Raw genomic sequence first — 26,398 nt, forward strand, 5'->3', positions numbered from 1 at the left:
CTTGTCAGTCGGGCGAATGCGAGATGTCGGCGACGCGGTAGCCCGCGCTCTGCACGGTATGCAGCAGCTGCTTCCCGAAAGGTTTGTCGATGGTCTTGCGCAGGTTGTAGAGGTGGCTGCGCAGGGTGTCCGAGTCCGGCAGCCCGTTGCCCCATATCTCGCGCTCGATCTCCTGGCGGCTGACCACGCGTGGCGATTCGCGCATCAGGATGGTCAGCAGGCGCAGTCCGATCGGCGAGAGCTGCAGTTCGGCGCCGTCGCGGGTGACGCGCAGCGAGGCAGGATCAAGCACGAGGTCAGCCACCTTCAGCACCTCGCCGCCCACCTGCCGGCGCTCGCGGCGGATCAGCGCGCGCAGCCGGGCTTCCAGTTCCTGGATGGCGAAGGGCTTGGTCAGGTAGTCGTCGGCGCCGACCGACAGGCCGTTGAGCTTCTCATCCAGCGTGTCGCGGGCGGTCAGCATCAGCACCGGGGTGGATTTGCGCGCTTCCTCGCGCAGTTTCTTGCAGACCTCGATGCCGTCCAGGCGCGGGAGCATCAGGTCCAGCACGATCACGTCGTAATTGTTCTCGGTGGCCAGGCGATAGCCGTCGAGACCATCGGCGGCGTAGTCGACCTCGAAACCACGGCCTTCCAGATACTCGCCGACCATTTCCGAGATGTTGCGGTTGTCCTCGACGATGAGGACGAGGCCGCCCTCCCGAACTGACTGCATGAGGGACTCTCCGTTCAACTTCAGGTTTGTGAAGATGCAACGAAAAGAGTTGATTTGTCGTGAAGGCGATGCGCTAGGCTCGGCTCCCGTTCATCAAACTCCGGCGCCCCATGCCTACCCGCCTGTACCCCATCCTGCTCCTGCTGGGTTCCAACGTGTTCATGACCTTCGCCTGGTACGGGCACCTGAAGTACCGCTCGGCGCCGTTGACGGCGGCGATCCTGGCCAGCTGGGGAATAGCGTTCTTCGAGTACTGCCTGATGGTTCCGGCCAACCGGATCGGTGCCGGGATGTACTCCGCGCCGCAGCTCAAGGGCATGCAGGAAGTGATCACGCTGCTGGTCTTCGCCGGCTTTTCGGCGTGGTACCTGGGCCAGCCGTTGAAATGGAACCACTGGGCCGGGTTCGCGCTGATCGTCGTGGCGGCGTGGCTGATCTTCCTTGATTGAAGGCGACTGCGGCGGGGTACCGGCGGCCCCAGCGCCGCCGCCGTGAACCAGGCACGTGGATGCGGCGGGCTGCGACCAGGCAACGCCGGCTAGAACGCGCCGCCTAGAACCGGATCCGGCCGATCAGGATGTCCTTGAACATCACCCAGTCACCCGCGAACGAATACAGCGGGTGCTTGAACGTCGCGGGGCGGTTCTTCTCGAAGAAGAAATGCCCCACCCATGCGAATCCGTACCCGCACAGCAGCGCGCCCAGCACCCACCATGCGTTGAACGTGATGGCAGCCGTCGCCAGCAGCGCCAGCGAACCGCAACTGCCCACGAAATGCAGGCGCCGGCAGGTGCGATTGGTGTGCTCACCGAGGTAGAACGGATAGAACTCGTGGAAGCTGGGGTACTGGCCCATGGGTTCGATCAGCCCTTCTCGGCCGCCTTGGCGCGGTCCCAGTAACGATCCTGCGCTTCCAGCGACAGCCCGGCAAGCGACTGCCCCTCGGCCTGCGCCAGCGCTTCCATCGCGCGGAAACGGCGTTCGAACTTGAGGTTGGCGCGACGCATCGCCGCACCCACGTCGACCTTGCCGTGCCGTGCGACGTTGGCGGCGACGAACAGCAGGTCGCCAATCTCCTCCTCCAACCGATCGCGCGCCTGCACATCGTCTGGAGCCGTGGCAATCGCGACGAATTCGGCGCGGACTTCCTCGATTTCCTCGTGCAGTTTGGCCAGCACGGGCGTGATGTCGGGCCAGTCGAATCCGACAGTCGCCGCGCGTTTCTGCAGCTTCATCGCACGCTGCCATTCCGGCAGGCCGCGGGCGATGCCCGCCAGCACCGAAGTGTCTTCGTGGCCGACGGATTCGCGCTCGCGCTTCTTCTGTTCTTCCCACGCGACGGTCTGCGCATCGGCATCCTCGACCGTGGCATCGGCGAAGACGTGCGGATGGCGGCGGATCATCTTGTCGCTGATCGCGGCGACGACATCACCGAACGCGAACGCGCCTTCTTCCTGCGCCATCCGCGCATGGAAGACCACTTGCAGCAACAGGTCGCCGAGCTCGTCCTTCAGCGCATGCATGTCATTTCGATCGATCGCGTCGGCGACTTCGTAGGCTTCCTCGATCGTGTACGGCGCGATCGAGGCGAAGTCCTGTTCGATGTCCCACGGGCACCCACCCTGCGGATCGCGCAGGCGGGCCATGATCGCGAGCAGCGTGCGGATGTCACCTTGGTCGTAATCGCGATGGTCGTGCGGAAGGTCGTTCATGTCTGCTCTTTGGTACCGGCGTGCCGTCATGCGGGTGCCGAGCTCGCTCGGCGCGCTCTCATTCGAGAAAACCAATCAACAGCGTGCCGGGCAAATTCGGCACTACGCTCCGAGCCAATCCCGCCATGGCAGCGTGGTGTCGCCCAGTGCGATGAAGTCGCCATTGAGAATGGTGTCGCGCTGGTTGTAGCGGAACGGTCGACCCTGCGGGTCCAGCACCGCGCCGCCGGCACCTTCCAGCACGCATTGCGCCGCAGCCGTGTCCCACTCGCTGGTCGGGCCGAAGCGCGGATACACGTCGATGCCGCCTTCGGCGATGCGACAGAACTTGAGCGAGGACCCCAGGCCGATCGGCTCGACCTCGCCCATGCGCTCGATGAACGCCTGCGTGCGTTCGTCGCGATGCGAACGGCTCGCGGCCACGCGCAACGGCGCGGTCGCGGGCGCGCGCACGTGCAGCGGCGCCTGGTTGCCGTCGACGCGGCGGAACGCGCCCAGTTGCGCGCCACCGTGCCAGCACACGCCGGTCACCGGCGCCTGCACGACACCGAAGACGGCGACGCCGTCCTCGACCAGCGCGATGTTGACGGTGAACTCGCCGTTGCGCTTGATGAATTCGCGCGTGCCGTCGAGCGGATCCACGATCCACATCCGACGCCAGCCGCGGCGCTGCACGGTGTCGACCTCGGACGCCGATTCCTCCGACAGCACCGGGATGTCCGGCGTCAGGCGCGCCAGTCCTTCGATGATGCAGCGATGCGAGGTCAGGTCCGCCGCAGTCAATGGCGACTTGTCGTCCTTGTGCTCGATGGCGAAATCGCTGTCGTAGATGCCAAGGATCGCCGCCGCAGCGTCCTGCGCCAGGGAAATCACGTTCTCGCGCAATGCTGTTTCGATCATCGGTTCAACCTCAGCCACTCACGGGCGATGAAAAGCGCCGCGATGGTGCGGCCTTCGGAAAAATCCTCCTGCAGGATGAGTTCGTGCAGGGAATCGAGCTTCCACGGGATGACTTCGAGCTCCTCGGGTTCGTCGCCCGGAAGCCGTTCGGGATACAGGTCGCGCGCGAGTACCAGTTGCGCGGTATGGGTCATGTACGCGGGCGACAGGGTCAATTCGCGCAGCAGCGTGAGCGAGCGGGCGCCGTAACCGGCTTCTTCCTTCAACTCGCGATCGGCGGCCTGTAGCGGCGTTTCGCCTTCGTCGATACGCCCCTTCACCACACCCAGCTCGTAGCGATGCACGCCGGCGGCGTATTCGCGCACCAGCAATACGGTTTCGTCGTCCAGCATCGGGACGACGAAGACGGCACCGTGCCCACGCGCGTGCAGGCGCTGGTAGTTGCGGCGCTCGCCGTTGGCGAACTCCAGCTCCATCCGCTCCATGCGGTAGGGGCCGGCGTCGTGCTCGGTGATGCGGTGGATGGTGGGAAGGCGGCGCGGCATCGGTGCGAGGGTCTGGATCCGGCGGGTGTGGGCGCAGCGGGGTGCAGCGGGGGTGCTGCGGGAAAAACGGTAGGCAGGCCCTAACCCCTCGGCCCCGACTCCCGGATAATGCCGGCATGCAAGGCGAAAGCAGCCACAAGACCATGATATCCGACGCCGACGCGTGGCGGTCCCGCGACCTGGCCGTGCTCTGGCATCCGTGCACGCAGATGCGCGAACACTTCGATGGCGCCGCGGCGGACGGCCGCGGCGGCGACACCCTGCCACTGGTGCCGATCGAGCGCGGCGAAGGCGCGTGGCTGGTGGGTCGCGACGGTCGGCGCTACCTGGATGCGGTCAGCAGCTGGTGGACCAACCTGTTCGGCCATGCCGAACCGCGCATCGCGGCCGCCATCGCGCGGCAAGCCTCGACGCTGGAGCACGTGATCCTCGCCGGCTTTTCGCACGCCCCCGCCGTGGAGCTGGCCGAGCGCCTGCTCGCCATCGCGCCGCGCCAGGCCGGCCGCGAACCGCTGACCAAGGTGTTCTACGCCGACAACGGTTCGGCTGGCGTGGAAGTCGCGCTGAAGATGGCCTTCCATTGGTTCCGCAATCGCGGCGAGCTGCGCCGCACGAAATTCGTCGCGCTGCAGAACGGCTACCACGGCGAAACCATCGGTGCGCTGTCCGTCGGCGACATCCCGTTGTATCGCCGCGTGTACGCACCGCTGCTGGCGCAGGCGCTGTTCGCACCGTCGCCGGACGCCTACCTGTGCGAGCCGGGCGAATCTCCCGCCGATCGCGCACGACGCGCAGCCGACGCACTGCGCCAGTTGCTGCAGGAGCACGAAGGCGAGGTATGTGCGCTGATCCTGGAACCGCTGCTGCAGTGCGCCGGCGGCATGCGCATGCACGACCCGCTGTACCTGACGCTGGCGCGGCAGGTGTGCGACGAACACGGCGTGTTCCTGATCGCCGACGAGATCGCCGTGGGCTTCGGCCGCACCGGAACGATGTTCGCCTGCGAACAGGCGCCGGATGAAGGTGACGCCACGCCAGGTATCCAGCCTGACCTGCTGTGCCTGTCGAAAGGACTGACCGGCGGCGCGTTGCCGCTGGCAGCCGTGCTGGCCACGCAATCCATCTATGACGGGTTCCTGGACGACTCGCGCGAGCGTGCCTTCCTGCATTCGCACAGCTACACCGGCAATCCGCTGGCGTGCGCAGCCGCGTTGGCGTCGCTGGACATCTTCGCCACCGACGACGTGCTGGCGCGCAATCGCGCGACCGCGGCGCGCATGGCCGAATTGTCCGCACCGATGCGCGAACTTCCCCACGTCGCGGATGTGCGCCAGACCGGGATGGTGGTGGCGTTCGAACTGACCCGCGACGGTGGCAGGACTACCGCGTTCGATTCGTCGCTGCGCGTGGGCCTGCGCGCCTATCGCGCGGCGTTGGCGCGCGGTGTCGTGCTGCGCCCGTTGGCCGACACGCTGTACTGGATGCCGCCGTACTGCGTGGACGAGGAAGCGCTGCAACTGCTGGCGCGCGTCACCCGCGCCGCGATAGAGGAAGCCACCCAATGCGCGTGACCCGCGTCCACGTCGACCAGCCGCTGCGCGTGGGCAGCGAGGTCGCGCTGCCCGATGGCCCGGCCACCCATCTTTCCCGCGTCCTGCGCCTGGTCGTCGGCGACGCCTGCGTGTTGTTCAACGGCGACGGCTGCGACTACGCCGCGCGCATCGTCGCCCTCGGCAAGCGCGAACTGCGCGTGGCGATCGAATCGGCGCACGTCGTCGCAAACGAGTCGCCACTGCGGATCACGCTGCTGCAGGGCGTGGCACGCGGCGAGAAGATGGACCTGATCCTGCAGAAGGCGACCGAGCTGGGCGTCGCCGCATTCATTCCGGTCTGGTCGCAGCGCAGCGAAGTGAAGCTGGACGAAGCTCGCGCGGCGAAACGTCTTGCGCATTGGCGCGGCGTCGTAGTCGCCGCCTGCGAGCAGAGCGGGCGCGCCTGCGTGCCCGAGGTGGTGGCACCGGTTTCGCTGGCGATGGCGTCAGCAGCGTTGCCGGCAGGCGGCACGCGACTGATCCTCGATCCACAGGGCGACTGTTCGCTGGCGACCGTGGACGCTGACGTCGCTGAAGGCATCGCTATCGCAGTCGGTCCGGAAGGCGGCTGGTCGCCGCTCGACTCCGAGCAGCTCGTCGCTGCCGGATTCCGTGGAATGAAGCTGGGACCGCGGATCCTGCGCACGGAGACTGCGGGCCTGGCCGCGATCGCGGCTTTGCAGGCGCGCTTCGGCGACCTGGCTTAACACCGTTCCAATGTTTCGCTCGACGCGTAGCTGGTGGCGTCGACGCCTGAATCAACCAGAGACAGTGGGCACGCAGACGCGACCTGGTAAGAATCGCGCAGGCTGAGATACGTTCGAGCAGCGTTTCCGCTGTTCAGGCCGCCTGCGTCAGCGCGCCGCCGATCATCGCCTCGATCGCTTCGAGATCGGGGATGTAGGCTTCGTCTTCGTTGAGCCAGACGTGTTTGCGCACGCCGGTAGGCAGGTTGTCGTCGGGCTCGCTCACCATGCGATCGCGCGACACGGTGACCAGGCGCGGGAATCCCTGGGTCAGGATGGCGAAGTACGGCGACTTGGAATCGCCTCCCATCGCCTTGAGCACGACGACCTTGCTGCCCAGTCCGCCCTGCTCGGCGGCGATCCCGGCCATGCGCGAGAACGCGATCAACGGCAACTGCCAGCCGCGCCAGCGCATGCGGCCGAGCAGCCAGTCGGGAGCGTTCTCGATCTGCGCCGGTGGTGCAAAGGACAGCACTTCGGCAATCGTCGCGTTGGGCAACAGCAGGCGCGCGCCGGTGACGGCGATCAGCACGCCTCGGATGTCTTGTTGCGGGGTGGTGGTCATCGGCGCGATCTCGGTTTTCCTGGGCCTGCGTGGATCACGCGGGCGACGATTTCATGTCAGTGCCAGCGTTCGGCGAGGCGGCGGGCGAGTTCCTGCGGCTTGCCGGCCTGGCCGCCGCGCGACACCAGCGCCGAAGGCGCCGCGATGTCATAGCAACCGTCCAGCGCCTGCCCGGCGACCAGCGCCCCGCCAGCGGCCAGCTTCATCACCGCGTCGACCTGCGTCGGGTCGCTGCCGCTTAGCATCAGCACCGCGCTGTCATTGGCGGGCAACGCGACCAGCAGGTCGACCGGCGAATCGGTGAACACAAGGCCCTGCCCGCTCTCCTGCACGCCCAGTGTCGGCGGCAGGATGTAGACCGTGGCCGCCTGCAGGGCGTCGCCCACGATCGCAAGTGTCACCGGGGAGGTGGTCGCGCGCTGCATCTGCGCGACCAGCTTGTCGTAATGACCACCGTCCAGGCGCTGCTGCACCAGCACGGCACGCGGGAAGTTCTCCGGGAGCGCGCCGAGCAACTGGCGCACGGCGTCGGGACCGCCAATGCCGGCCAGGATCAACACGGCACCGCGCACGCCGGCAGACGGTCGATCGTCCGAAAGCTCCATCGAGGCGATGCGGGTATGCAGGTCGGCCAGGTCGTTGTGGAAGCGGTCAGCCTCGGCGGGGTGGTCGGTTTCCAGCCCCATGCCCTCGAGCTTGATCTCGGTAGGCGTCTCGTCCACCAGCTCCAGTTCGAACTTGGCCACCAGCGGCGACGCGGGTTCGTCCTGGTGTTCGTCGGAATAATGCGCGGACTGGTCACCCAGTTCGGTGGAGACCAGCTCCATGTTGGCGTGGACGTCGAGCGGCGCAACCTCGTCCACCGGTTCCAGTTCGAAACTGGCGAAGGGCGAAGTCGCCTGCGGCCGTGCCGCGTTGGCATTGGGAGCTGCTTCGGTGAAATCCGCGGTCACCAGTTCGAGATTGGCGTGCACGTCGACCCGCTCGACGGCGTCGTCCGTCATCCCGGCGCCGTTGGCCGGCTCGATGTCCTGTATCTGCATCGGCATCACGGTGGCAACGCCCAATCCCGGCGGCGCTGCCGGCGCATCGCGACCCGGCGGCAATACATCCTGCGAGTGACGCAGCTTCGCAGCCAGGTGGCGGACCCAGCGCGCCGCGTCCCAACCTACGCGACCGACGGCGAGCTCGGCTTCCTCGAAGAACACCTCAATGTTCGGATTGGCCAGCAGGTCGTCAAAGCGGTCCAGCGCTTCGTCGGTGGCGGCATCCAGCACGATCAGGGCGACTTCCGGCTGCGCGGCAAGCACGGAGGCCTGGTCCGTCGTGGTCGGATCGGCGACCAGCGCGATGTTCGCGCCAGCCTGGTCCAGCGCCTCGCGCATGCGGTCGCACGCCACGCCTGGGCGGGCCAGCAGGACTACGCGGCGGGCATTTCCATCACTCATTGGGGCGTGCAATCCCTAGCAGGTCAAACACATTGCGGAGCAGTTCCGGCTCCTGATACGGCTTGCCGAGGTAACGGTTGACGCCGATGTCGAAGGCACGCTGGCGATGCTTCTCGCCGCTGCGCGAGGTGATCATGATGATCGGCACGTTGCGCAGGCGCGGATCGGCCTTCATCGCGGTGGCGAGCTCGTAACCGTCCATGCGCGGCATTTCGATGTCGAGCAGCATCAGGTCGGGGACGTGCTCGACCATCTTCTCGAGCGCGTCCAGGCCATCCTTCGCGGTCAGCACTTCGAAGTTGCTGCGTTCCAGCACGCGGCCGGTGACCTTGCGCATGGTGACCGAGTCGTCGACCACCATGACCATCGGAACGCGGCGCGTTTCGACAACCGGCGCAATCGGCAACAGCTCCGGCGCGAGCACCGCCTGGCGGCGCACCAGCGGTGCGACGTCGAGGATCACCACGACGCTGCCGTCGCCCATGATCGTCGCGCCGAAGATGCCGGGGATCGAAGAGATCTGCGGACCACCTGGCTTCACCACGATTTCGCGGTTGCCGATGACCTGGTCGACGCAGACTGCGGCGCGCAGGTCGCCGGCGCGGACCAGCAGCAACGGCATCTGCAACTGGCCTTCGGCCTTGGCGGGTGCGTGGCCGACCAGGTTGCCCAGGTCGTGGACCGGATAGTCCTCACCGCCGTACTGGTAGTTGGTGTCGACGCCGCCGAGCTGGTTGCGGGCGATGCGGCCCACGCCGCGGACCGAAGCGATCGGCACGGCGAAACTGGTTTCGCCGATGCGCACGAACACGGCCTGTGTGACTGCCAGCGTCTGCGGCAGGCGCAGGATGAAGCGCGCGCCCTTGCCCGGCGTGGATACGATGTCGATGGTGCCGCCGAGCTGGCGGACTTCCGACGCCACCACGTCCATGCCGACGCCGCGACCCGAGAGGCGACTGACTTCGTCCGCCGTGGAGAAGCCCGGCTCGAAGATCAGCATGTCCAGGTCGGTATCGCTGATCACCGCGCCCTGGCGGACCAGGCCACGTTCCTCGCCACGCTTGCGGATGGCGTCGCGATTGAGGCCGGCGCCGTCGTCGGAAACGTCGAGGACGACTTCCGAACCTTCGCGGCGAATACCAATCGTGATCGTGCCTTCTTCGCCCTTGCCCGCCTTCTTGCGCTTGTCCGGCGTTTCCAGCCCGTGCGCGATCGAGTTGCGGAGCATGTGCTCCAGCGGCGCGGTCATGCGCTCCAGGACGTTGCGGTCCAGTTCGCCCTGTGCGTTGCTGAGCTTGAGCTGTGCGTTCTTGCCGGTTTCGCCGGACGCCTGTCGCACCACGCGACGCAGGCGCGGCAGCAGCGAATCGAACGGCACCATGCGCGTGCGCATGAGGCCTTCCTGCAGTTCCGAACTCACGCGCGACTGCTGCAGCAGCAGGGTTTCGTACTGGCGGGTCAGGTCGTCCAGAGTGACCTGCAGGCTGCCCTGGTCAGTGGCCGACTCGACCAGTGCGCGCGAGAGCTGCTGCAGGGTGGAGAAGCGGTCGAGCTCGAGCGGATCGAACGTGCTGTCGCTGGTGTCGTGCTCGCGCTGGAAGCGCGCGATGATCTGCGCTTCGGTTTCGATCTCCAGGCGACGCAGCTGGTCGCGCATACGCAGGTTGGTCTGGTCCATTTCCGCGATGGCGACGCGGAAGGCACCCAGCTGCTGTTCCAGTCGTGCGCGGTAGATCGCGACTTCGCCGGCGTAGTTGACGAGGCGGTCGAGCAGGTCGGCACGGATGCGTACCTGTTCCTGCGGTGCGCGGGCGGCAACATCGTCGTCCTCGCCCGGCACGACATCCGCCATCGGCGCGGACAGCTTGCGGTCGAGTGCGGTGGGCGCGGGTGCGGGCCGCTCGGCCGGAGCTGCGACTTCGGCGGTTTCGGTGACATCGATTGTTGCCGGCTCGAGCGGGGCCAGTATCTCGCCGCGGGCACGGGCATCGAACTGCGCGATGAGGTTATCCGGCATCGCGATCGCGCGACGGTCACCAACGCGGGTGACCATGGCGTGCAGGCGATCGAAGCCGCGCTCGAGCAACGGCAATCCGTCGGAGCCCAGTTCGACGCGGTGTTCGACCACCGATTCCAGCAGCGATTCCATCGAGTGGCCGAGTTCACCCACGGCCATGATGCCGGCCATGCGCGCACCGCCCTTGAGGGTGTGCAGGTTGCGCTGGAGGTTGACCATCGGTTCGCGCGCATCCGGGGTTGCGCGCAGTTCGGCCAACAGGCCGTCGGAATGGTCGAGCAGGTCGGAACCTTCCTCGACGAAGATGTCGACGAGTTCCGAGTCCAGACCGGTCAGGTCCAGCGCTTCATCCGGATCTTCGGAGGCGGCAGGAGCCGGTTGCAACGCCGTGGCGACCTGCGACGGCAGCGAGGACGCTGCAGCTGCGGCGGCGAGGGCTGCTGCTGCCTGCTCGGCTGCGGCCTGCTCGGCTGCGGCCTGCTCGGCTGCGGCCTGCTCGGCTGCGGCCTGCTCGGCTGCAGCTTGCTCGGCTGCAGCTTGCTCGGCTGCAGCTTGCTCGGCTGCAGCTTGCTCGGCTGCAGCTTGCTCGGCTGCGGCCTGCTCGGCTGCAGCTTGCTCGACTGCGGCCTGCTCGGCTGCGGCCTGCTCGGCTGCAGCTTGCTCGACTGCGGCTTGCTCGGCTGCGGCCTGCTCGGCTGCAGCTTGCTCCTGGGTGAGTCTGTCGGCAGCAGCAGGCTCGACCGTGGCACGCTCGGCCTCGGCAGCCTTTTGCTGTGCTTCCGCCGCGTACTCGGCTTCCAGTGCCGCGTATTCGGCCTCCTCAGCGGCAAGGCGTTCTGCTTCGAGACGCTCTGCTTCGAGACGCTCTGCTTCGAGACGCTCGGCTTCGGCACGTTCGGCTTCGGCACGCTCGGCTTCGGCACGTTCGGCTTCGACGCGTTCGGCTTCGACGCGTTCGGCTTCGGCGCGTTCGGCTTCGGCGCGTTCGGCTTCGACGCGTTCGGCTTCGGCGCGTTCGGCTTCGGCACGTTCGGCTTCGGCACGTTCGGCTTCGGCACGTTCGGCTTCGGCACGTTCGGCTTCGACGCGTTCGGCTTCGGCACGCTCGGCTTCGACGCTGGCGGTTCCAGCATCGCCCATCTCAAAGCCGCTATGCGCGGGCGGCTCGTGGCCGACCGGCTCGCTGATGGTCAGGCCATCGGCGGTGATGTCGCCTGCCAGGTTGGTGAAGTCGCTGAGGTCGACCGTCGGGATGTCGTCGATTTCGACCGGCAGCGGTGCGCGTGCGTCGGGCAGGCTGTCGCGCAGGGCCTGCATGCGCGCGGTCAGGCCGGGGAAGCGCGGGACGTGCGGGACGTGCGACTGGAGGCCGACCACGGTGGCGCGGATGGCATCGGCGACCGCGTCCACGGCGGCAACACCTTCGGCTGTCGGTACGCCGCCAGAAGCGAGCAATCGCTTGATGTAGATCTCGGTCGGGCCAGTGATCTCGGTAATGACCGGGACTTCGGTCATCGCGAACGCGCCGTTGAGCGTGTGCACGGCACGTTGCAGCGTGTCGGTCGCCGGGTGCGGCGCTGCCTTCACGCTATCCAGCCAGGCGTCGATCGTGCCCAGGTGGCCGGCGACTTCACCGCTGAGGATCTCAAGCAGCAGCGGATCGACCGAAGCCGGCACGCCGTCGACGATCGCAGGGGCGGCTGCAACCGGTGCCATCGCCTCGATCGGCGCCACCGGCTCGACGAGCTCTTCGCCGACGATGGAAACCGCAGAGGTCAGGTCCGGGATCGCGGCTTCCGGTTCGGCTTCGACCACGGCCGGTTCCGGCGCGGCCGCTGCAACCGGCGCGGTGTAAGCGACTTCCTCACCGGCAGCCAGGCGCTCGGCGATGGCTTCTATTCCGGAAAGGTCGGCCGTGATCGCGCTTTCGCCGCGCAGTGCCGCATGAAGTTGCGGCAGGGCGTCGTACGCATGGCCGACGAGCGCAACCACGGCCGGGCTGGCCGGGCGCGAGCCGTCGAGCACGCGGTTGAGCATGTTCTCGACCTTCCAGCTGAACTCGCCCAGGGTCCTGGCGCCGACAAGGCGGCCGCTGCCCTTGAGCGTGTGGAAGACGCGACGGATCGGACGCAGGCGTTCGCCGTCGTCCGGCGCGTCCTGCCACGGCGGCAACATGCCGCCGAGGTTGGCGATTTCTTCCTGCAGTTCTTCCAGGAAGACTTCGCGGATTTCGTCGTCGATGTCGTCGCTGCGTTCGAAGCCGCCGGCGGCGACTGCGGCGGCATTGCCGGCAATCGGGGCCGGTGCCTGCACGGGAGCGGGCGGCGGCGAGGCGGTCGCTGGCGCCTGCGGTGCAATCGGCGACGTTGCGTCGAAGAATTCGAGGCTGGCCGGGACGGCCGGGGCGCTCGGTTGCTGGGGGTGTGCGACGCCCGGGAATTTTTCGATCTTGTCGAAACTCAGCGCATTGGCAAGCTCGGTGTCCGGCACATCGATGCCATGCCCCTCGAAACCATGCCCCGTCGCGGCTGCTTCCATCGCCGGCAACGGCCAGTAACGCAGGCGTTCCAGGGCGTGGCGGGCAATCTCGAGGATCTCGTCGCGGGCCGGACGCTGGTCGCGCAGCGCCTCAAGGAAGTACTCGAGGCTGGCCAACGCATCGGCCATCGTGTCGAGTTGCTGGCTGTTGGGAACGCGCTGGCGAGCGATCAGCTCGACTTCGACATAACGCTTGACCGCGTTGAGGTAATCGGCGGGCTGGGTCTGTTCGAGGATACGCAGCGCGCCGCCGACTTCCTCGAGCAGGCGCGGCACTTCGGCCAGTTCGGCGTGTTCCCAACCCGTTTCGACGAATGCAACGAACGACTGGCGGGCATCGCCGAAGTTGGCGATGGCCTCGCGCACCACGAATTCGATGACCTTGCGACGTTCGCCTGCCGCCAGGTCGGTCTCCACACCGCCGTCGGGCAGGCCAAGTCGGGCGACCTGGTCGTCGAGCGACGCGTCGACGTAAAGCAGGGCGCCGGCAACATCGAGCAGCGCGCCTTCATCGGCGGGGCGCGCCCCGGACACGATGTCGCGCATCGCATCGCGCTGCTGCAGCACGACGTTGCGCGCGACACCCAGGCCCATCATGCCCAGGGTATCGCTGACGCGCGTCAGCCCCTCGACCTGCGGGCCGAGTTCGGTGACGTCGGTGCGCTTGGTGCGCAGGTGCAGATCGAGCGCGTCCTTGACGCGCAGGAGGTCTTCCTTGATCGCAGCCGACACGGTGTCAAGCAGCGCACGGTTGCGCCCGCTGAGGCTGCCGCGGGCGTGGGCGAGTTCGTCCTCGCTCGGCATCTGCGCGGCGAGATCGAAGGTCTCGCGCAGGCTGTCCAGCGCCGGGTGACGGCCGCTGCTGTGGGCAACGTGGTAGAGCAGCTGGCGGGTGGGCTCGGCGACGGCATCCTCGCGCGGGGCACCGAAGGCGAAGCTGTCTTCGGCCAGCATCTGCCGGGTTTCACGTTCCACGCCGGCGAAGGCCTGGCGCAGTCCGCGACTGGATTCCAGCGCGCCGTCGCGCAACGCGCCGGCGACGGACGAAGCCACCCAGAGCATTCGCCGCAGGGGTTCGGTACCGGCATCCGCCAGCAGGCCATCGACGACCTTGGCGAGGTGCCCGGCATCTGCAGGGGCACCGTCTTCCGGCCAGGCGGCCAGCGCATCGCGCAGGGCCCCGAGTTGCGGCGTCAGGGCATCACGGCCGGGCTTGGCTTCGGCAGCGGGCGCCGGGATGTCCTGCGGCAGCGGGCGGTCCAGGTCCGGCGAGAACAGCACGCTCTCGCTGAGGCCGGTTTCACCGCGGCGCGCACGCAATTCATTGAGCAGTGGCAGTAGGACGATCGGAATATCGCGATGGCCGCCCTGCAGGCGTTCCAGGTAATCGGGCAGCTGCACGACGCCACGCATCAGCGCAGCGCAGGCTTCGTCCCGCTCGGCGACTTCACCGCGCAGCAGCGCCAGCGACAGGCGTTCCATTTCCTCGGCGACCATCGCCGGGGCGTACAGCTCGATCATGCGCAGCGTGCCGTGCACCTGGTGCATGTGCGCGGCACACGCCTTCATGTGCGAGGACTGCGACGGGGTCTCGGCAAAGGCTTCGATCTCGTCGCGCGCCAGCTTCATGGTCGCGTCGAGTTCGGGCTTGACCCAACCCAGCGTGGTGGTATCGATCGCGTCGCGCAACACGGTCATCGATGGTCTCCGCGTGCGGTGGCGACGACGGTGTGCAGGAAATCAGTAGTCATGACGACGCGCTTGCCCATGCTTTCAGGCGGCCGTGCGGCCAGCCCATTTCCTGCCACGGCACGCCCACCGCCGCCCGGCGCGCCGCTGGCGCGCGCGGTGGGTTGGTGCACTGTGCCCATGCAGGCCATCGTTCCGTCGTCCTGGCGTCAGGCCGGCAGCTTGAAGTCGGCCACCGAGCGGCGCAGGTCGGCTGCGAGCTGCGCCAGGTTTCCGATCGATTGCGCCGTCTGGCTGGCACCCTGCGAGGTCTGCGCGGTGATCGACTGGATGGTGTTCATCGTCGCGGTGATGTTCGATGCGGCGCTGGACTGCTGCTTCGCCGCGGTCGAGATGCCCTGAATGAGGCCCGACAAGTCGGACGACACCTTTTCGATCTCGCCCAGCGCGGTACCGGCGTCTTCGGCGAGGCGTGCACCCGCGACCACTTCCGAGGTCGTCTGTTCCATCGAGGACACCGCTTCGTTGGTGTCGGACTGAATCGTCTGCACCAGCGTCTCGATTCGCTTGGTCGCGTTGGACGCGCGTTCTGCGAGTCGTTGCACTTCGTCGGCCACCACCGCGAACCCGCGGCCTGCTTCACCGGCCGAGGCCGCCTGAATTGCGGCGTTCAGCGCCAGGATGTTGGTCTGTTCCGAGATGTCGTTGATCAGTTCCACGATCGAGCCGATTTCCTGCGACGACTCACCCAGTCGCTTGATTCGCTTCGAGGTTTCCTGGATCTGGTCGCGAATCGAGTCCATGCCGGCGATCGTCTGGCGTACCACGCCCGCACCCTTGGTCGCGATCTGCACGGAGCGTTGCGCCACGTCCGCGGATTCGGCGGAGTTCTTCGAGACCTGGTCGATGCTCGCCGCGATTTCACTGATGCGGTCGGAGGCGGAGCTGATCTCGTGCGCCTGGTGCTGTGCGGCTTCGGCCAGGTGCATGGCGGTGGCCTGCGTTTCCTGTGCGCTCGATGCCACCTGCACGGAGGTGTCGGTAATGGTCTGTACCAGGCTGCGCAGCTGTTCGACGGCGAAGTTGATCGAGTCCGCGATCGCGCCGGTCATGTCCTCGGTCACGGTCGCCTTCACGGTGAGGTCGCCTTCTGCGAGCGAACCCATTTCGTCCAGCAGGCGCATGATCGCCTCCTGGTTCCGGTCGTTCAGTTCCTTCGTGGTCTGGTAGCGCTTCTGCTGTGCGCGGTTCAAGGAGAACAGCAGGCCGCCGATGGCGACGAGGGCGATCAGGCCGGTGATGATGCTGATCAGGATGTGGCCCAGCGGGTTCTTGCTGCGCACCGAGCCGAACGCGGTCAGCGCGCGGAACAGCGACTCGCTCTGGCCGAGCATGGCGTTGGATTCGCTGGTGATCGTGGCCGCCGCAGCCTGTGCGGTGAACAGAGACTTGGAGCCGCCGGCGATCGCGTCGACATCCTTCTTCATGTCGGTCCACAGCGTTTCGGCCTGGCCGAGTGCGGCGAGCGCGCCGCCGTTGGACAGCGGGGTCACGCCGACCGCGGCGTCGCCCTTGCGCAGGCCCGACAGCACGCTGCCGAACACCGCGGCGGTACGGGAGAGCTGGTCGCCGGCCACCGAGGCACCGGCACCGCCGGCGCGCATGGAGGTGATGTTCTTGTCCATCTGGCCGGCCAGCACGTTCTGGCGCAGGGCGAGATAGACCTGCGAGGCGGGCGAACCGCTGGAGGACATCGCGCGCACCAGCTCGTCCAGGCGCGCCTGCAGCTGCGGCACCTTGCCCGCGAAGCTGTCGGCTCGCGCGGCCACGCCAGTCACCGCGGCTTCCGAGGCGATCACCTGGTCGGCGTTCTTGCCCAGCAGGTCCCAAGTGCCCGCTACCTTCTGCACGTCACCGGAAACGCCCAGCTCGTTGCCGAAGCGGCCGCTGATCAGGCCGATGTCGCTGTCCATCTGCGCCTTGGTGGCCTTGAAGGCCGCGTAGGCCTCCTTGTCACCGGACACCGCCTCGGAGCCCTGCACGGCCAGTCGCTGCGAGTTCACCTGCAGCGCCGAAGCCGAGGAGCTGGCGCCGCCGAGTCGCGCGCCCTTGTAGGTCGCGTAGCCGGCGTTGAGGCCGAACAGCGCCACCGAGACGCCGAGGATGGTCAACCAGGTATTTACGCCGAGACCGCGGCCTTGGGGATTCATCACAGTGCTCATGGTTCAACCTCGTTGACGATCTGTCTGCGGGCGGCTCAGGCCGCGGCTTGGCGGAATTCGGGCGTGCGGGCCAGCCGGTCCAGGCTGAAGATCCCCCACGACTGCTCGTCGACGCGATAGGCGCGCTCGACGAAATTGGCGTAATGGCCTTGCGAGATGTCGGCCTGTTCCAACTGCTCGGGGGCCATCAGCTGAGGCTCGTTGAAGCTGCGCTGTCCATACAGCTCGTCGATCAGCACGGCGACGTCACCGCCCGGCTGGCGCACCAGCAGGACGCGCTGGGACTCGTGCATCACCGTGCGCTCGCCTTCCAGGAACTGCTTGAGGTCGACGATCGGCAGCAGGCTGCCGCGCACGTTGGCGACGCCAAGCATCCACGGCTGCGCACCCGGCACCGCGGTGATCTGCGGCAGCGGCAGGATTTCGCGCACCTGGTCGAAGCCCGACGCCAGCCGGCGGTTGCCCACCCGATAACCGACGCCGCGCCACAGCCCCGGCGCGTCGAGCTGCTCAGGCAGGCCGACGACGTGTTCAAGGCTGCGGTGCTCGTAATCGGCCAGCAGGTCGAACGGCGCGAGCGATTGCATGCTCAGTGCCCCAGTACGGCGTTGATGCGGGCGATCAGGTCGGCTTCGCGCGGCGGCTTGACGATGTAGTCCTTGGCGCCCTGGCGCATGCCCCAGGCCTTGTCCACGTCCATGTCCTTGGTGCTGAGGATCAGCACGGGGATGGCGCTGGTGGCGGCATCCTTGGACAGGGCACGCGTGGCCTGGAAGCCGTTCATGCCGGGCAGCACTACGTCCATGACCACGAGGTCAGGGAGTTCGCGCTTGGCCGCGGCAAGGCCATCCTCGGCGCTGCCCGAAGCCAGCACCTGGTGACCGTTGCGCTCAAGCATCTGGGTCAGAACCGCCGTGTCGGTCGGCGAGTCCTCGATAAGCAGGATTCTTGCCATGTCTGCCCTACCCCCCGGTCAGGCGTTTCGTGCATTGTCGTGCACGTGATTGCGGATCGCGTCGAGGAGTTCCTCGCGCGTGAATGGCTTGGTCAGGTACTGCTCCGAACCCACGATACGGCCGCGGGCCTTGTCGAACAATCCATCCTTGGACGACAACATGATCACCGGCGTGTTCTTGAACAGATGGTTGTTCTTGATCAACGCGCAGGTCTGGTAGCCATCCAGCCTCGGCATCATGATGTCCACGAAAATGATCTGGGGTTGCTGGTCGGCGATCTTGGCGAGGGCTTCGAAGCCATCGGTCGCGGTCACCACTTCGCAGCCCTCGCGTTTGAGCAAGGTTTCTGCGGTACGGCGAATGGTCTTGGAATCGTCGATCACCATGACCTTCAGACCGTCGAGGTTGCCGTTACCCTCTTGCATGCTCTCACCATCCCCTTGTGCGAAGCGCGGCGCATCCCCCGCGCGTCGCGAAGTGTCTTTATTTCAAGCCCCGCGCAGGCTGTCAAGCGCGAGCTTGTCGCGCATCGTCCCTGAATGTGCCGGTTGGCACCGTAGTGAAGGCCGTCTCGTTCGCGCCATCGCAACGCGGAGTTCCGCGGTGCGCGTCGAACTGCCTGCTACCATCCTCGCATCGTTTCAGCCGCCGCGACCATGCCATCGGACCCGGGTATCGACATCGTCGTAGTGATGGATCCGATCGGGTCCATCAAGATCGCCAAGGACTCTACCTTCGCCATGTTGCTGGAGGGCCAGCGCCGTGGTCACAGGCTATGGTACGTCCGTCCGGGCGGCTTGGCTGTAGTCGCCGGCAAGGCCCAAGCGACAGTGGCGCCGCTGGTGGTGAAAGACGACCCCGCCGGCTGGTACGAACTGGGCGACTGGACCCCGCTGGTGTTCGGTCCGGGGCAGGTCGTGCTGATGCGCAAGGACCCGCCGGTCGACCCGGACTTCGTCAACGACACCCAGATCTTGGGGTTGGCGCAGCGCGCAGGCGCCTGGGTAGTGAATGATCCGCAGGGGCTTCGTGACTTGAACGAGAAGCTGGCGGCCCTGGAATTCCCCCAATGCGTGCCCCCGACCGTGGTCAGCCGCGAGGCCTCCGTGCTCAAGGCTTTCGTCGCCGAACAGGGCGATGCCGTGCTCAAGCCGCTGGACGGCATGGGCGGGCGCTCGATTTTCCGGGTCCGCGCCGGCGACCCCAACACCAACGTGATCCTGGAAACGCTGACCAATGGCGGCCACCACCTGGCCATGGCCCAGCGCTACCTGCCGGAGATCAGCGAAGGCGACAAACGCATCCTCCTCATCGACGGCGTGCCGGTGGACTATTGCCTGGCCCGGATCCCGCAGGGTGACGAGTTCCGCGGCAACCTGGCTGCAGGCGGCAAGGGTCGGGGGCAACCGCTGAGCGATCGCGACCGCTGGATCGCTGCCCAGGTCGGGCCTGAGATGAAGCGTCGCGGCATGGTCTTCGTCGGCCTGGACGTCATCGGCGACTACCTGACCGAGGTCAACGTCACCAGCCCGACCTGCATCCGCGAGCTGGACGCGCAGTTCGGACTGAACATCGCCGGCCTGCTGTTCGACGCCATCGAAACCAGGCTGGCCGGCAGCCGTAGCGCGGCATGAGCACCGTCGCGGCACAGATCCCGCCCCACCCGGGCGAGTACGCCATCGGCGAGGACCGGCGCATCAGTGCGACCATGGTGCTGTCGGTGCTGATCCACGCCATCCTCCTGCTCGGCGTGGGCTGGGCGGTGGAAAGCGCCGCGCCGATCATCCCGACGCTGGACGTCATCCTTACCGAAACCACATCGCCGCTGACGAAGAAGCAGGCGGATTTCCTCGCCCAGGCGACCAACCAGGGCGGCGGCGAGCACGAGAAGACCACCCGCCCGCGCGAAACCCAGTCCGGTCCCGTCCCGCAGCCCGAACCCGGGATCGCCCCGCGTCCGCTGCAGGCCCAGTCGCCGGCGCCGCAGCCGGCGCCACAGGATCGGGTGGTCAGCAGCCTGCGCGGCGAAGAAAGCGTCGCCCGGGCCCAGGCCACCCCACCGCCCGACGAGAACATGCTGCCGCGCGGGCGCGAAAAGATCGCCCGCGACATGGCGATGGCACGGCTGGCCGCCGAGATCCAGCTGAACTCCGAGCAGTACGCCAAGCGTCCCAAGCGCAAGTTCGTATCGGCCAGCACCACCGAATATGCCTGGGCGACCTATCTGGCGGAGTGGGTCAAGCGGGTGGAACGCGTGGGCAACCTCAACTATCCGGACGAGGCCCGCCGCCGCCGTCTGGCCGGCGAGGTGGTGATCACGATCGCGATACGGCGCAACGGCACGGTGGAGAAGGCGCAGATCGTCCGGTCCAGCGGCGTTCCGCTCCTGGATTCGTCCGCCCTGCGCATCGTCAGGCTCGCCGAGCCTTATGCGCCGCTGCCCAGCACGGAAGAGAACCCGGACATCCTCCATGTGGTCCGCACCTGGCGTTTCCTGCCGGGCGGCGAATTGATCGACTACTAACCACGGAAGGCGGAAGCCCGCACTCCGAACGGCGCCGCTCATCCCCGTGCGCGAAATCCCGATTCCGTTCCGCTCATCTCCAGCGTAGGGCTGCAGTCCCGAAGTCGATGGACTGCTTCGGACTCAACGCGAGTCGCGCAACGCCTGCTGCTCGGCGATGGTGAGCGCGACGTTGTTGCGCAGGTACGCCGGTTCCACACGCTCGGGCGCGACGGCCTCCCCGCGTGCGAATGCGAGCACGGCCAGTCGCGCGATGTCGGCGGCATGCGGCAGCGCCTGTGCATCGGTCGAGACCAGGCGTCTTCCCAGCCGCTGTGCCAGCAGTCCTCCGGCAGCACCAAAGCCGGTACCCACCGCGTGCCAGTCGTCCCGGTCGTCCGGAAGGTCGACCGCATCAGGCGCAGCGACACGCTCGCCGGTCAACGCAATGGCGTCGCCTTCGCGCAATTCGAATGCCGCGGTGTAAACCTCGCCCATGCGCGCATCGATCGCCGCGAGCACGCGCGGGCCGGCGGCCTGCATCGCCAGTGCGGCCAGCGTGGACACCGGCACGATCGGCCGGTCCAGTGCGAGCGCGATGCCCTGCCCGATCGCGATGGCCAGCCGCACGCCGGTGAACGCGCCGGGGCCGCGACCGATGGCGATGGCATCGAGTTGCGACTTCTTCACGCCTGCCTCGGCGAGCAGTTGCTCCGCCCACGGCAAGGACAGCTCGGCGTGGCGGCGCGGCGCGAGCTCGAAGCGTTCGCGGATTTCGCTGTCCAGCCACAAGGCGACGGAACAGGCTTCGGTGGCGGTTTCGAAGGCGAGGAGTTTCATGCGAGGCGATTATCAGGTGTCCGCGCCGGTCAATGACAGGAAACCGGCAAGATCGGGCGGATCCGGGCGCCCGGTGCGCCCTGAAGGTGCTTCGGGCGCTTGCCGTCAGCCGTCGCGGTGATCCGGCTGGAACTGCGGGATCGATGATTCCAGATCGACTTCGGGAAGATGTCCGTCTTCAGCGTAGGACCCCGCAACTTCGCGCACCGTCGAATCCGGTGCGAAGAACTCGGCGACGTCTTCGATCCGGCGCGTCCGCGGCAACGGCGGCAACGAGTCGAGGAACACCTTGCCGTAGCTCTTGCCCACCAGGCGCGGATCGCACAGCACCAGCACGCCGCGATCGCTTTCGCTGCGGATCAGCCGGCCCGCGCCCTGCTTGAGCGCGATCACCGCCTGCGGCAGCTGTTCGTCGCGGAAGGGATTCCCGCCGTTGCGGCGGATCGCTTCCAGGCGCGCCTCGAACACCGGATCGTCCGGCGCGGCAAACGGCAGCTTGTCGATGATCACGACGCTGAGTGCTTCGCCGGCGACATCGACGCCCTCGCGGAAACTCGCGGCGCCCAACAACACGCCGTTGCCGGAAGCGCGGAAGCGTTCCAGCAACACCGGACGTGGCGCCTCGCCCTGCACGAACAGCGGCCACGGGCCTCCGCGCAACAACTCGGCGGCTTCGCGCAACGCGCGGTGCGAGGCGAACAGGATGAAGGCGCGACCGGAAGACGCTTCCAGCACCGGTCGCAACCGTTCGACCAGCATCTCGTTGTAGTTGCGCACGGTTGGATCCGGCAGGCCCGGCGGCAGGTAGCACAGCGCCTGTCGCGGCCAGTCGAACGGACTGGGCGCCAGCAGCGTGCGTGGTTCGATCAAGCCGAGCTTGTCGGCGTAGTGATCGAAACGCCCGCCAACCGCAAGCGTCGCCGAAGTGAACACCCACGATGCGTTCGAGCGCTCGCGATGCTGCGCGAGTGGGCCCGCAACATCCAGCGGTGTGCGGCTGAAGCGGAAGCCGCGCGCGGTGAGTTCGTACCAGTGCACGCCGGTTTCGCGGCGATCGAAGGTGGGCTGGTCGTTTTCTTCTTCCGCGGCTGCGGAGAAAGAGGAAACAAAGGGGTCAGAGTCATTTTCCCGCGGCGATATCGGGCTTCGCGACACGACTTCGTCGGAAAATGACCCTGACCCCTTTATTTCCCTCGCCCCCACGAACCCGTCATCGCGCCATCGCGCCAAACGGGCAACGAAATCCCGCGCCCGTGCCGCACAACTGTCGAAACCCGGCGATGTCTCGCGCAGCGCCTCCAACACCTGCTGCATCTGTCGCAGCACCGCCTCCAACGCATCCAGCGCCTCTTCCGCCGCCGGCAATTCCGCCGCGCGACGCCGGGTGCCACGCACCGGCAATTCATCCATCGCCGAACGCAACGCACGCACGGCCTGTTCCAGCTCCCGCGACGGCGCCTGCACGGTGGCCAGTGAGCCCGGCACATCCTTGCATTCGGCCAGCGAATCGCGGGCGAGCTCCACCAGCGGTCGCGCACTGAGCGCTTCACCGAAGAACTGCGCGGCCAGGTCCGGGAGCTGGTGCGCTTCGTCGACGACGAAGGCCTGCGCGCCTGGCAGGATTTCGCCGAAGCCTTCCTGCTTGAGCGCAAGGTCGGCGAGCAGCAGGTGATGATTGACCACGACGACGTCCGCCGCCTGCGCGCGCTGTCGCGCCTGCACGACGAAGCAGTCGGCGTAGAACGGGCATTCGCTGCCCAGGCAGTTGTCGGTGGTCGACGTCACCATCGGCAGCAGCGGCGAATCCTCCGGCAGCGCTTCCAGTTCGGCCAGATCGCCCATCTTGGTGCGACCGCCCCAGGTGACGATGCGCTGGAACTGCGCGATCTGTTCGCGGTTGGCGAACTTCGGCTCGCCCTTGGCGTGGTTCAACCGGTACAGGCACAGGTAGTTGGCGCGCCCTTTCAGCAACGCGGTCTTCATGCCGCGTCCCAGCGCATCGCGCACGCGTGGCAGGTCGCGATGGTAAAGCTGGTCCTGCAGCGCGCGGGTGCCGGTGGAGATGATGGTCTTCATCCCCGACAGCAGCGCCGGCACGAGGTAGGCGAAGGTCTTGCCGGTGCCGGTGCCGGCTTCGGCGATCAGCGTGTCGCGCGACTCGAAGGCATCGGCGATCGCCGCGGACAGGTCCTGCTGCGCGGGACGCGGGGCGAACGCATCGATGCGTGCGGCGAGATCGCCGCCTTCGCTCAATGCGGCGCGGCTGGCTTCAGCTAAGCGACCCATGGAAGCCGGCTAGTAGCGATTCGGCGCGGCTACGGTGCAGGCGTCGCGCTGCTGCCGCGCGTTGCGCACTTCCGCGGCGGCATCGTTGACGCGCTGGATCGCCTGCGCTTCGGATTCGTGGCGGCGAACCAGCGTGTCGTTGGCGCGCACCAGCGCCATCTGCAGCAGGGTTTCCCAGTGGCGGCGGCACAGCGGGCCGGTGGTGGAGCCCAGCGCGATTGCGCGCTTCGCGAACTGTTCCGCGTCGGGAGCATTGCGCAGCAGCAGGGCGAGTTCGGCGCGATCCTGCATCAGCGCGGGGTCTTCGGCATGCAGCGCGATCGCCTTGTCCAGCAGGTCTGCGGCGCCGCGGTACATGTGCATGGCCTCCAGCTGTGCGGCCTGCTGACGCAGGTCCTCGACCTGCGGATCGCGCAGCGGCTGCACTTCCAGTTCGCCCGTACTCGCCTTGCCGGCGGCGCGAACGACCTGTGCCAGCGCGGCACCGTCGAAGGCCGGCTTGTCCTGCGCCGGTGGCTGCGACACGCAGGCCGCCAGGGCGGCACATGCCATCGTCAGTCCAATCGTTCTCTTCATCGAATCCATCACTTCTGCAACGATCACGGCGGGGCGGTTAGGGACGATCACTGTGGGGGCGGCGGAACCTGCTCCGCTGGTTCCTTCTCGTCATCGCTTGGCACCTTGTCCCGCCCCAGTCCGAACCAGTCGCGCCAGCTGCCGCCTTCGTCGTCTTCGGGTTCCGGCGCAGCCATCGGGCACGGCGTGTAGTCGGGTGCGAACCCGGCCACGAACGGGAACTGGCGTGCGCCGGCGCAGGCGGCATCGGTGGTGTTGCTGTTGACCACCCACTGCCAGTCGATGCCCTTGTCGCCCACGTCCAGCGGTGCGGTGGGAAGGCGCGAGAAGATCGCCGACCACACGCGCATCGCGCCAGTGGCGCCGTACAGGCCGGTTTCCTGGTTCTGGTCGTTGCCAACCCAGATCACGGCGAGGTGGTCGCCGGTCCAGCCGGCGAACCAGCTGTCGCGGCCGTCGTTGCTGGTGCCGGTCTTGCCGGCAGGATTGAGTCGACCCAGGCCGTCGCGCACCAGCTGCGACGCGGTGCCGCTAGTGACGGTCTGCTGACCGGCGATGGTGATCAGGCGCGCGGCGATCGCGTCGCCTTCCTGCGCCGGAGGCGGGTCGGAGTCGTAACGCTTGACCGCGCGTCCGCTGGCATCGAGCACGCCGCGCACCGCGTGCAGCGGCTGGATTTCGCCACCACTGGCGAGGAACTGGTAGAGCTGCGCCATCGCGTACGGACTCTGGTCGACCGCGCCCAGGATCAATGAAGGCCGCGGCTCGGCCTGGATGCCGGCGAGGGTCTTGATCAGGTCGGCGACGCGCTCCGGCGCCACCTGCATGCCCACGCGCACCGTGGCCTGGTTGTAGGAGTGCGCCAGCGCATCGACCAGCCGCACCGAGCCATGGCTACGACCATCGGAATTGCCGGGACTCCAGCGCTTGCCGTGATCCAGCTGCACCGTCACCGGCGAATCGTCGACGTAGCTGGCCAGCGAATAGCGTTCCGGTGTCGCCAGCGCCAACAGGTAGACGAACGGCTTGAGCAGCGAACCCACCGGGCGCTGCGCTTCCACCGCGCGGTTGAAACCGTGCTCGCTGTACACGCGGCTGCCGACGACGGCGACGACTTCGCCGTTGTGCACGTCGGTCACGACCAGGCCCGTCTGCAGCGGCGGGCGGCGCTTGCTGTCTAGGCTCTTGAGCGTGCGCAGCGCGGCGCCTTCGGCCTGGGCCTGCGCGGACGGCGACATGCCGCTCATCACGCTCAAGCCGGCACCGACCAGCGCGTCGGCCGGGTAGTCGCGCGCGAGCTGGCGGCGAACCAGATCCACATAGGCCGGGAAGCGGTTGGGCGCGAGGTTGCCGGCGACGTCGGTGACGCCCAGCGGCGCCTGCTTCGCGCGTTCGTATTCCTTCTTGTCGATCAGCTTGGTCTCCAGCATCTCGCCGAGGACGAAGTTGCGCCGGTCCAGCGCTGCGGCCGGATGCCGGCGCGGATCGTAGGCCGAGGGGCCCTTCACCTCACCGATCAGGAGCGCGATCTGTTCGGTGCTCAGGTCGCGCAGGTCGCGGCCGAACCAGAACTCCGCACCCGCGGCGACGCCGTGGATCGCCTGCGCACCGCGCTGGCCCAGGTAGACCTGGTTGAGGTAGGCCTCCAGGATGTCGCGCTTCTCGTAGCGCGCATCGATGATCAGCGCGTAGAGGATTTCGTTGAACTTGCGGCTGAACGTGCGTTCCTTGCCGATGCCGAGCAGGCCGCTGCGCGCGAGCTGCTGGGTCAGCGTGCTCGCACCCTGGCGCCGGCCGCCGGTTGCGTTCTTGAACGCCGCGCGCAGCATGCCGGTGAAATCGATGCCGATGTGATGGTTGAAGTCGCGGTCCTCGACGGCCTGCAGGCCGGTGACCAGCAGTTCGGGGACTTCCTCGATCCGGACCAGGCGGCGCTCTTCCTGCTTCTGGCCGTAGAGCGAGGCAATGCGGGCCGGATCCAGTCGCGCGGACTTGAGCGTGCCCTTGCTGGCGACATCGCGCACGGAGGCCACCCGGCCACCGGAGAGGACGACCTCGACCCGGCGCGCCGGCACCTTGCCGTCGACGTCGTTGAATCCACGGCTGGAGATCTTCCAGCGACCACCCGACTGCGCGTAGCTGCCTTCGCGGCTGCCGTCGCCTTCGTGATAGCTCGCCGCGTCCAGCTCGGTCTTGAGCGTGCGCGAATCCATCGCCAGACCGGTGCGCAGCTCCAGCGGGCGCGCATAGACGCGGGTGGGAACCTGCCACTGCAGGCGACCGAAACGCTCGGACACCTGGTGGTTGAGGTACAGCATGTAGGGGATCAGGAACCCCAGTCCCAGGCCTATCGCCGCCAGCGTCCAGGTGACCAGGCGTCGCTTCCATTCACCTTCGGGCTGGCCCTCTTCCTGTTCGTCCTGCTCGTCTTCGTCGTAATCGATCGCCACGTGATGCCAGAATAGACCGGAGGTGAGGGAGTCTAGCGCAGCCAACCTGTGCGTCCGTGGGCCGTTGATCCCGGTTCACGCCACATTCCGCGGGTTGG

23 protein-coding genes and 1 pseudogene are annotated in these 26,398 nt (G+C 67.3%); 6 read left to right on the forward strand and 18 right to left on the reverse strand.

Going from position 1 to position 26,398, the window contains the following annotated elements; translation table 11 throughout:
* Window positions 1-4: 4 nt before the first annotated feature.
* Window positions 5-715, reverse strand: coding sequence for a response regulator transcription factor (locus ACYVD7_RS01160; protein ID WP_460758265.1), 711 nt, complete (start codon window positions 713-715; stop codon window positions 5-7).
* A 110-nt stretch (window positions 716-825) separates the two neighbouring features.
* Between ACYVD7_RS01160 and ACYVD7_RS01165 the strand changes: the two genes are divergently transcribed.
* Window positions 826-1,164: a DMT family protein gene (locus tag ACYVD7_RS01165; RefSeq protein WP_460758267.1), complete on the forward strand. Its 339-nt coding sequence runs from the start codon at window positions 826-828 to the stop codon at window positions 1,162-1,164.
* A 103-nt stretch (window positions 1,165-1,267) separates the two neighbouring features.
* Here ACYVD7_RS01165 and ACYVD7_RS01170 read toward each other — a convergent pair whose 3' ends face one another.
* The 4 genes from ACYVD7_RS01170 to nudE all read right to left on the reverse strand — a co-directional run bounded on the left by ACYVD7_RS01170 (window position 1,268) and on the right by nudE (window position 3,872).
* The gene (locus ACYVD7_RS01170; RefSeq protein ID WP_460758269.1) at window positions 1,268-1,570 is read right to left on the reverse strand and encodes an Mpo1-like protein; all 303 of its coding nucleotides are present in this window, start codon (window positions 1,568-1,570) and stop codon (window positions 1,268-1,270) included.
* An 8-nt stretch (window positions 1,571-1,578) separates the two neighbouring features.
* The gene (gene mazG, locus ACYVD7_RS01175; RefSeq protein WP_460758271.1) at window positions 1,579-2,427 is read right to left on the reverse strand and encodes a nucleoside triphosphate pyrophosphohydrolase; all 849 of its coding nucleotides are present in this window, start codon (window positions 2,425-2,427) and stop codon (window positions 1,579-1,581) included.
* 102 nt (window positions 2,428-2,529) lie between these two features.
* Window positions 2,530-3,327 (reverse strand): 3'(2'),5'-bisphosphate nucleotidase CysQ, encoded by a 798-nt coding sequence (cysQ, locus tag ACYVD7_RS01180; protein ID WP_460758273.1) that lies wholly within the window; start codon window positions 3,325-3,327, stop codon window positions 2,530-2,532.
* A complete protein-coding gene (gene nudE / locus ACYVD7_RS01185; RefSeq protein ID WP_460758275.1) occupies window positions 3,324-3,872 on the reverse strand; it encodes an ADP compounds hydrolase NudE in 549 nt (182 codons plus the stop codon). The genes cysQ and nudE overlap by 4 nt, the downstream gene beginning before the upstream one ends.
* Before the next feature lie 116 nt (window positions 3,873-3,988).
* On the opposite strand from nudE, the gene bioA reads away from it, so the two are divergent.
* Entirely contained in the window at window positions 3,989-5,443 is a 1,455-nt protein-coding gene (gene bioA / locus ACYVD7_RS01190) for an adenosylmethionine--8-amino-7-oxononanoate transaminase (RefSeq protein WP_460758276.1), read from the forward strand.
* Window positions 5,434-6,171, forward strand: a complete 738-nt coding sequence (locus tag ACYVD7_RS01195; RefSeq protein WP_460758279.1) for a 16S rRNA (uracil(1498)-N(3))-methyltransferase — start codon at window positions 5,434-5,436, stop codon at window positions 6,169-6,171. The genes bioA and ACYVD7_RS01195 overlap by 10 nt, the downstream gene beginning before the upstream one ends.
* A 133-nt stretch (window positions 6,172-6,304) precedes the next feature.
* Here the strand turns inward: ACYVD7_RS01195 and ACYVD7_RS01200 are convergent, their stop codons facing one another.
* Genes ACYVD7_RS01200 through ACYVD7_RS01210 form a run of 3 tightly spaced genes read right to left on the reverse strand, consistent with a single transcriptional unit; the run spans window position 6,305 to window position 10,624 of the window.
* The gene (locus tag ACYVD7_RS01200) at window positions 6,305-6,775 is read right to left on the reverse strand and encodes a chemotaxis protein CheW (protein WP_460758281.1); all 471 of its coding nucleotides are present in this window, start codon (window positions 6,773-6,775) and stop codon (window positions 6,305-6,307) included.
* 56 nt (window positions 6,776-6,831) lie between these two features.
* Window positions 6,832-8,223, reverse strand: a complete 1,392-nt coding sequence (locus ACYVD7_RS01205; protein ID WP_460758283.1) for a chemotaxis protein CheB — start codon at window positions 8,221-8,223, stop codon at window positions 6,832-6,834.
* A complete protein-coding gene (locus ACYVD7_RS01210; RefSeq protein WP_460758728.1) occupies window positions 8,216-10,624 on the reverse strand; it encodes a response regulator in 2,409 nt (802 codons plus the stop codon). The genes ACYVD7_RS01205 and ACYVD7_RS01210 overlap by 8 nt, the downstream gene beginning before the upstream one ends.
* Window positions 10,625-11,040: 416 nt before the next feature.
* Here ACYVD7_RS01210 and ACYVD7_RS01215 point away from each other — a divergent pair, with 416 nt between their 5' ends.
* The gene (locus tag ACYVD7_RS01215; protein ID WP_460758730.1) at window positions 11,041-11,427 is read left to right on the forward strand and encodes a pentapeptide repeat-containing protein; all 387 of its coding nucleotides are present in this window, start codon (window positions 11,041-11,043) and stop codon (window positions 11,425-11,427) included.
* 829 nt (window positions 11,428-12,256) lie between these two features.
* On the opposite strand, the pseudogene ACYVD7_RS01220 reads toward ACYVD7_RS01215, so the two are convergent.
* The 6 genes and pseudogenes from ACYVD7_RS01220 to ACYVD7_RS01245 form a co-directional block, all read right to left on the reverse strand.
* A pseudogene (locus ACYVD7_RS01220) lies at window positions 12,257-14,476 on the reverse strand (Hpt domain-containing protein); the annotation flags it as partial.
* On the reverse strand, window positions 14,473-14,649 hold the full coding sequence (locus tag ACYVD7_RS01225; RefSeq protein ID WP_460758285.1) for a hypothetical protein: 177 nt from the start codon (window positions 14,647-14,649) through the stop codon (window positions 14,473-14,475). The gene ACYVD7_RS01225 and the pseudogene ACYVD7_RS01220, both read right to left, overlap by 4 nt.
* A gap of 27 nt (window positions 14,650-14,676) precedes the next feature.
* Entirely contained in the window at window positions 14,677-16,689 is a 2,013-nt protein-coding gene (locus tag ACYVD7_RS01230) for a methyl-accepting chemotaxis protein (protein ID WP_460758287.1), read from the reverse strand.
* A gap of 35 nt (window positions 16,690-16,724) precedes the next feature.
* Complete coding sequence (locus tag ACYVD7_RS01235) at window positions 16,725-17,276, reverse strand: chemotaxis protein CheW (RefSeq protein WP_460758289.1); 552 nt, start codon at window positions 17,274-17,276, stop codon at window positions 16,725-16,727.
* Between the two features lie 2 nt (window positions 17,277-17,278).
* Window positions 17,279-17,644 carry a response regulator transcription factor gene (locus ACYVD7_RS01240; protein WP_460758290.1) on the reverse strand — a complete coding sequence of 122 codons (366 nt, stop codon included), beginning with the start codon at window positions 17,642-17,644 and terminating at the stop codon, window positions 17,279-17,281.
* An 18-nt stretch (window positions 17,645-17,662) separates the two neighbouring features.
* The gene (locus ACYVD7_RS01245; RefSeq protein WP_460758292.1) at window positions 17,663-18,070 is read right to left on the reverse strand and encodes a response regulator; all 408 of its coding nucleotides are present in this window, start codon (window positions 18,068-18,070) and stop codon (window positions 17,663-17,665) included.
* Between the two features lie 231 nt (window positions 18,071-18,301).
* On the opposite strand from ACYVD7_RS01245, the gene gshB reads away from it, so the two are divergent.
* Both gshB and ACYVD7_RS01255 read left to right on the forward strand, forming a co-directional pair.
* Entirely contained in the window at window positions 18,302-19,279 is a 978-nt protein-coding gene (gene gshB, locus ACYVD7_RS01250; RefSeq protein WP_460758293.1) for a glutathione synthase, read from the forward strand.
* Window positions 19,276-20,169 (forward strand): energy transducer TonB, encoded by an 894-nt coding sequence (locus ACYVD7_RS01255; protein ID WP_460758295.1) that lies wholly within the window; start codon window positions 19,276-19,278, stop codon window positions 20,167-20,169. Before gshB ends, ACYVD7_RS01255 begins: the two co-directional genes overlap by 4 nt.
* 123 nt (window positions 20,170-20,292) lie before the next feature.
* On the opposite strand, the gene tsaB is transcribed toward ACYVD7_RS01255, so the two are convergent.
* The 4 genes from tsaB to mrcB all read right to left on the reverse strand — a co-directional run bounded on the left by tsaB (window position 20,293) and on the right by mrcB (window position 26,300).
* Window positions 20,293-20,988 (reverse strand): tRNA (adenosine(37)-N6)-threonylcarbamoyltransferase complex dimerization subunit type 1 TsaB, encoded by a 696-nt coding sequence (gene tsaB / locus ACYVD7_RS01260; protein ID WP_460758297.1) that lies wholly within the window; start codon window positions 20,986-20,988, stop codon window positions 20,293-20,295.
* 105 nt (window positions 20,989-21,093) lie between these two features.
* On the reverse strand, window positions 21,094-23,274 hold the full coding sequence (locus tag ACYVD7_RS01265; protein WP_460758299.1) for an ATP-dependent DNA helicase: 2,181 nt from the start codon (window positions 23,272-23,274) through the stop codon (window positions 21,094-21,096).
* Between the two features lie 9 nt (window positions 23,275-23,283).
* Complete coding sequence (locus tag ACYVD7_RS01270; protein ID WP_460758301.1) at window positions 23,284-23,850, reverse strand: hypothetical protein; 567 nt, start codon at window positions 23,848-23,850, stop codon at window positions 23,284-23,286.
* Window positions 23,851-23,897: 47 nt separating this feature from the next.
* Complete coding sequence (gene mrcB / locus ACYVD7_RS01275) at window positions 23,898-26,300, reverse strand: penicillin-binding protein 1B (RefSeq protein WP_460758303.1); 2,403 nt, start codon at window positions 26,298-26,300, stop codon at window positions 23,898-23,900.
* Window positions 26,301-26,398: the final 98 nt, after the last annotated feature.

This window comes from Lysobacter fragariae (genome assembly GCF_054779775.1).

Coding starts and splice junctions, on each gene's coding strand:
- ACYVD7_RS01160 (WP_460758265.1), bottom strand. CDS start 715: ATGCAGTCAGTTCGGGAGGGCGGCCTCGTCCTCATCGTCGAGGACAAC.
- ACYVD7_RS01265 (WP_460758299.1), bottom strand. CDS start 23,274: ATGGGTCGCTTAGCTGAAGCCAGCCGCGCCGCATTGAGCGAAGGCGGC.
- ACYVD7_RS01225 (WP_460758285.1), bottom strand. CDS start 14,649: ATGGGCACAGTGCACCAACCCACCGCGCGCGCCAGCGGCGCGCCGGGC.
- nudE (WP_460758275.1), bottom strand. CDS start 3,872: ATGCCGCGCCGCCTTCCCACCATCCACCGCATCACCGAGCACGACGCC.
- cysQ (WP_460758273.1), bottom strand. CDS start 3,327: ATGATCGAAACAGCATTGCGCGAGAACGTGATTTCCCTGGCGCAGGAC.
- ACYVD7_RS01255 (WP_460758295.1), top strand. CDS start 19,276: ATGAGCACCGTCGCGGCACAGATCCCGCCCCACCCGGGCGAGTACGCC.
- ACYVD7_RS01170 (WP_460758269.1), bottom strand. CDS start 1,570: ATGGGCCAGTACCCCAGCTTCCACGAGTTCTATCCGTTCTACCTCGGT.
- ACYVD7_RS01200 (WP_460758281.1), bottom strand. CDS start 6,775: ATGACCACCACCCCGCAACAAGACATCCGAGGCGTGCTGATCGCCGTC.
- ACYVD7_RS01195 (WP_460758279.1), top strand. CDS start 5,434: ATGCGCGTGACCCGCGTCCACGTCGACCAGCCGCTGCGCGTGGGCAGC.
- mazG (WP_460758271.1), bottom strand. CDS start 2,427: ATGAACGACCTTCCGCACGACCATCGCGATTACGACCAAGGTGACATC.
- tsaB (WP_460758297.1), bottom strand. CDS start 20,988: ATGAAACTCCTCGCCTTCGAAACCGCCACCGAAGCCTGTTCCGTCGCC.
- ACYVD7_RS01245 (WP_460758292.1), bottom strand. CDS start 18,070: ATGCAAGAGGGTAACGGCAACCTCGACGGTCTGAAGGTCATGGTGATC.
- ACYVD7_RS01235 (WP_460758289.1), bottom strand. CDS start 17,276: ATGCAATCGCTCGCGCCGTTCGACCTGCTGGCCGATTACGAGCACCGC.
- ACYVD7_RS01270 (WP_460758301.1), bottom strand. CDS start 23,850: ATGAAGAGAACGATTGGACTGACGATGGCATGTGCCGCCCTGGCGGCC.
- ACYVD7_RS01165 (WP_460758267.1), top strand. CDS start 826: ATGCCTACCCGCCTGTACCCCATCCTGCTCCTGCTGGGTTCCAACGTG.
- ACYVD7_RS01240 (WP_460758290.1), bottom strand. CDS start 17,644: ATGGCAAGAATCCTGCTTATCGAGGACTCGCCGACCGACACGGCGGTT.
- bioA (WP_460758276.1), top strand. CDS start 3,989: ATGCAAGGCGAAAGCAGCCACAAGACCATGATATCCGACGCCGACGCG.
- ACYVD7_RS01230 (WP_460758287.1), bottom strand. CDS start 16,689: ATGAGCACTGTGATGAATCCCCAAGGCCGCGGTCTCGGCGTAAATACC.
- ACYVD7_RS01205 (WP_460758283.1), bottom strand. CDS start 8,223: ATGAGTGATGGAAATGCCCGCCGCGTAGTCCTGCTGGCCCGCCCAGGC.
- gshB (WP_460758293.1), top strand. CDS start 18,302: ATGCCATCGGACCCGGGTATCGACATCGTCGTAGTGATGGATCCGATC.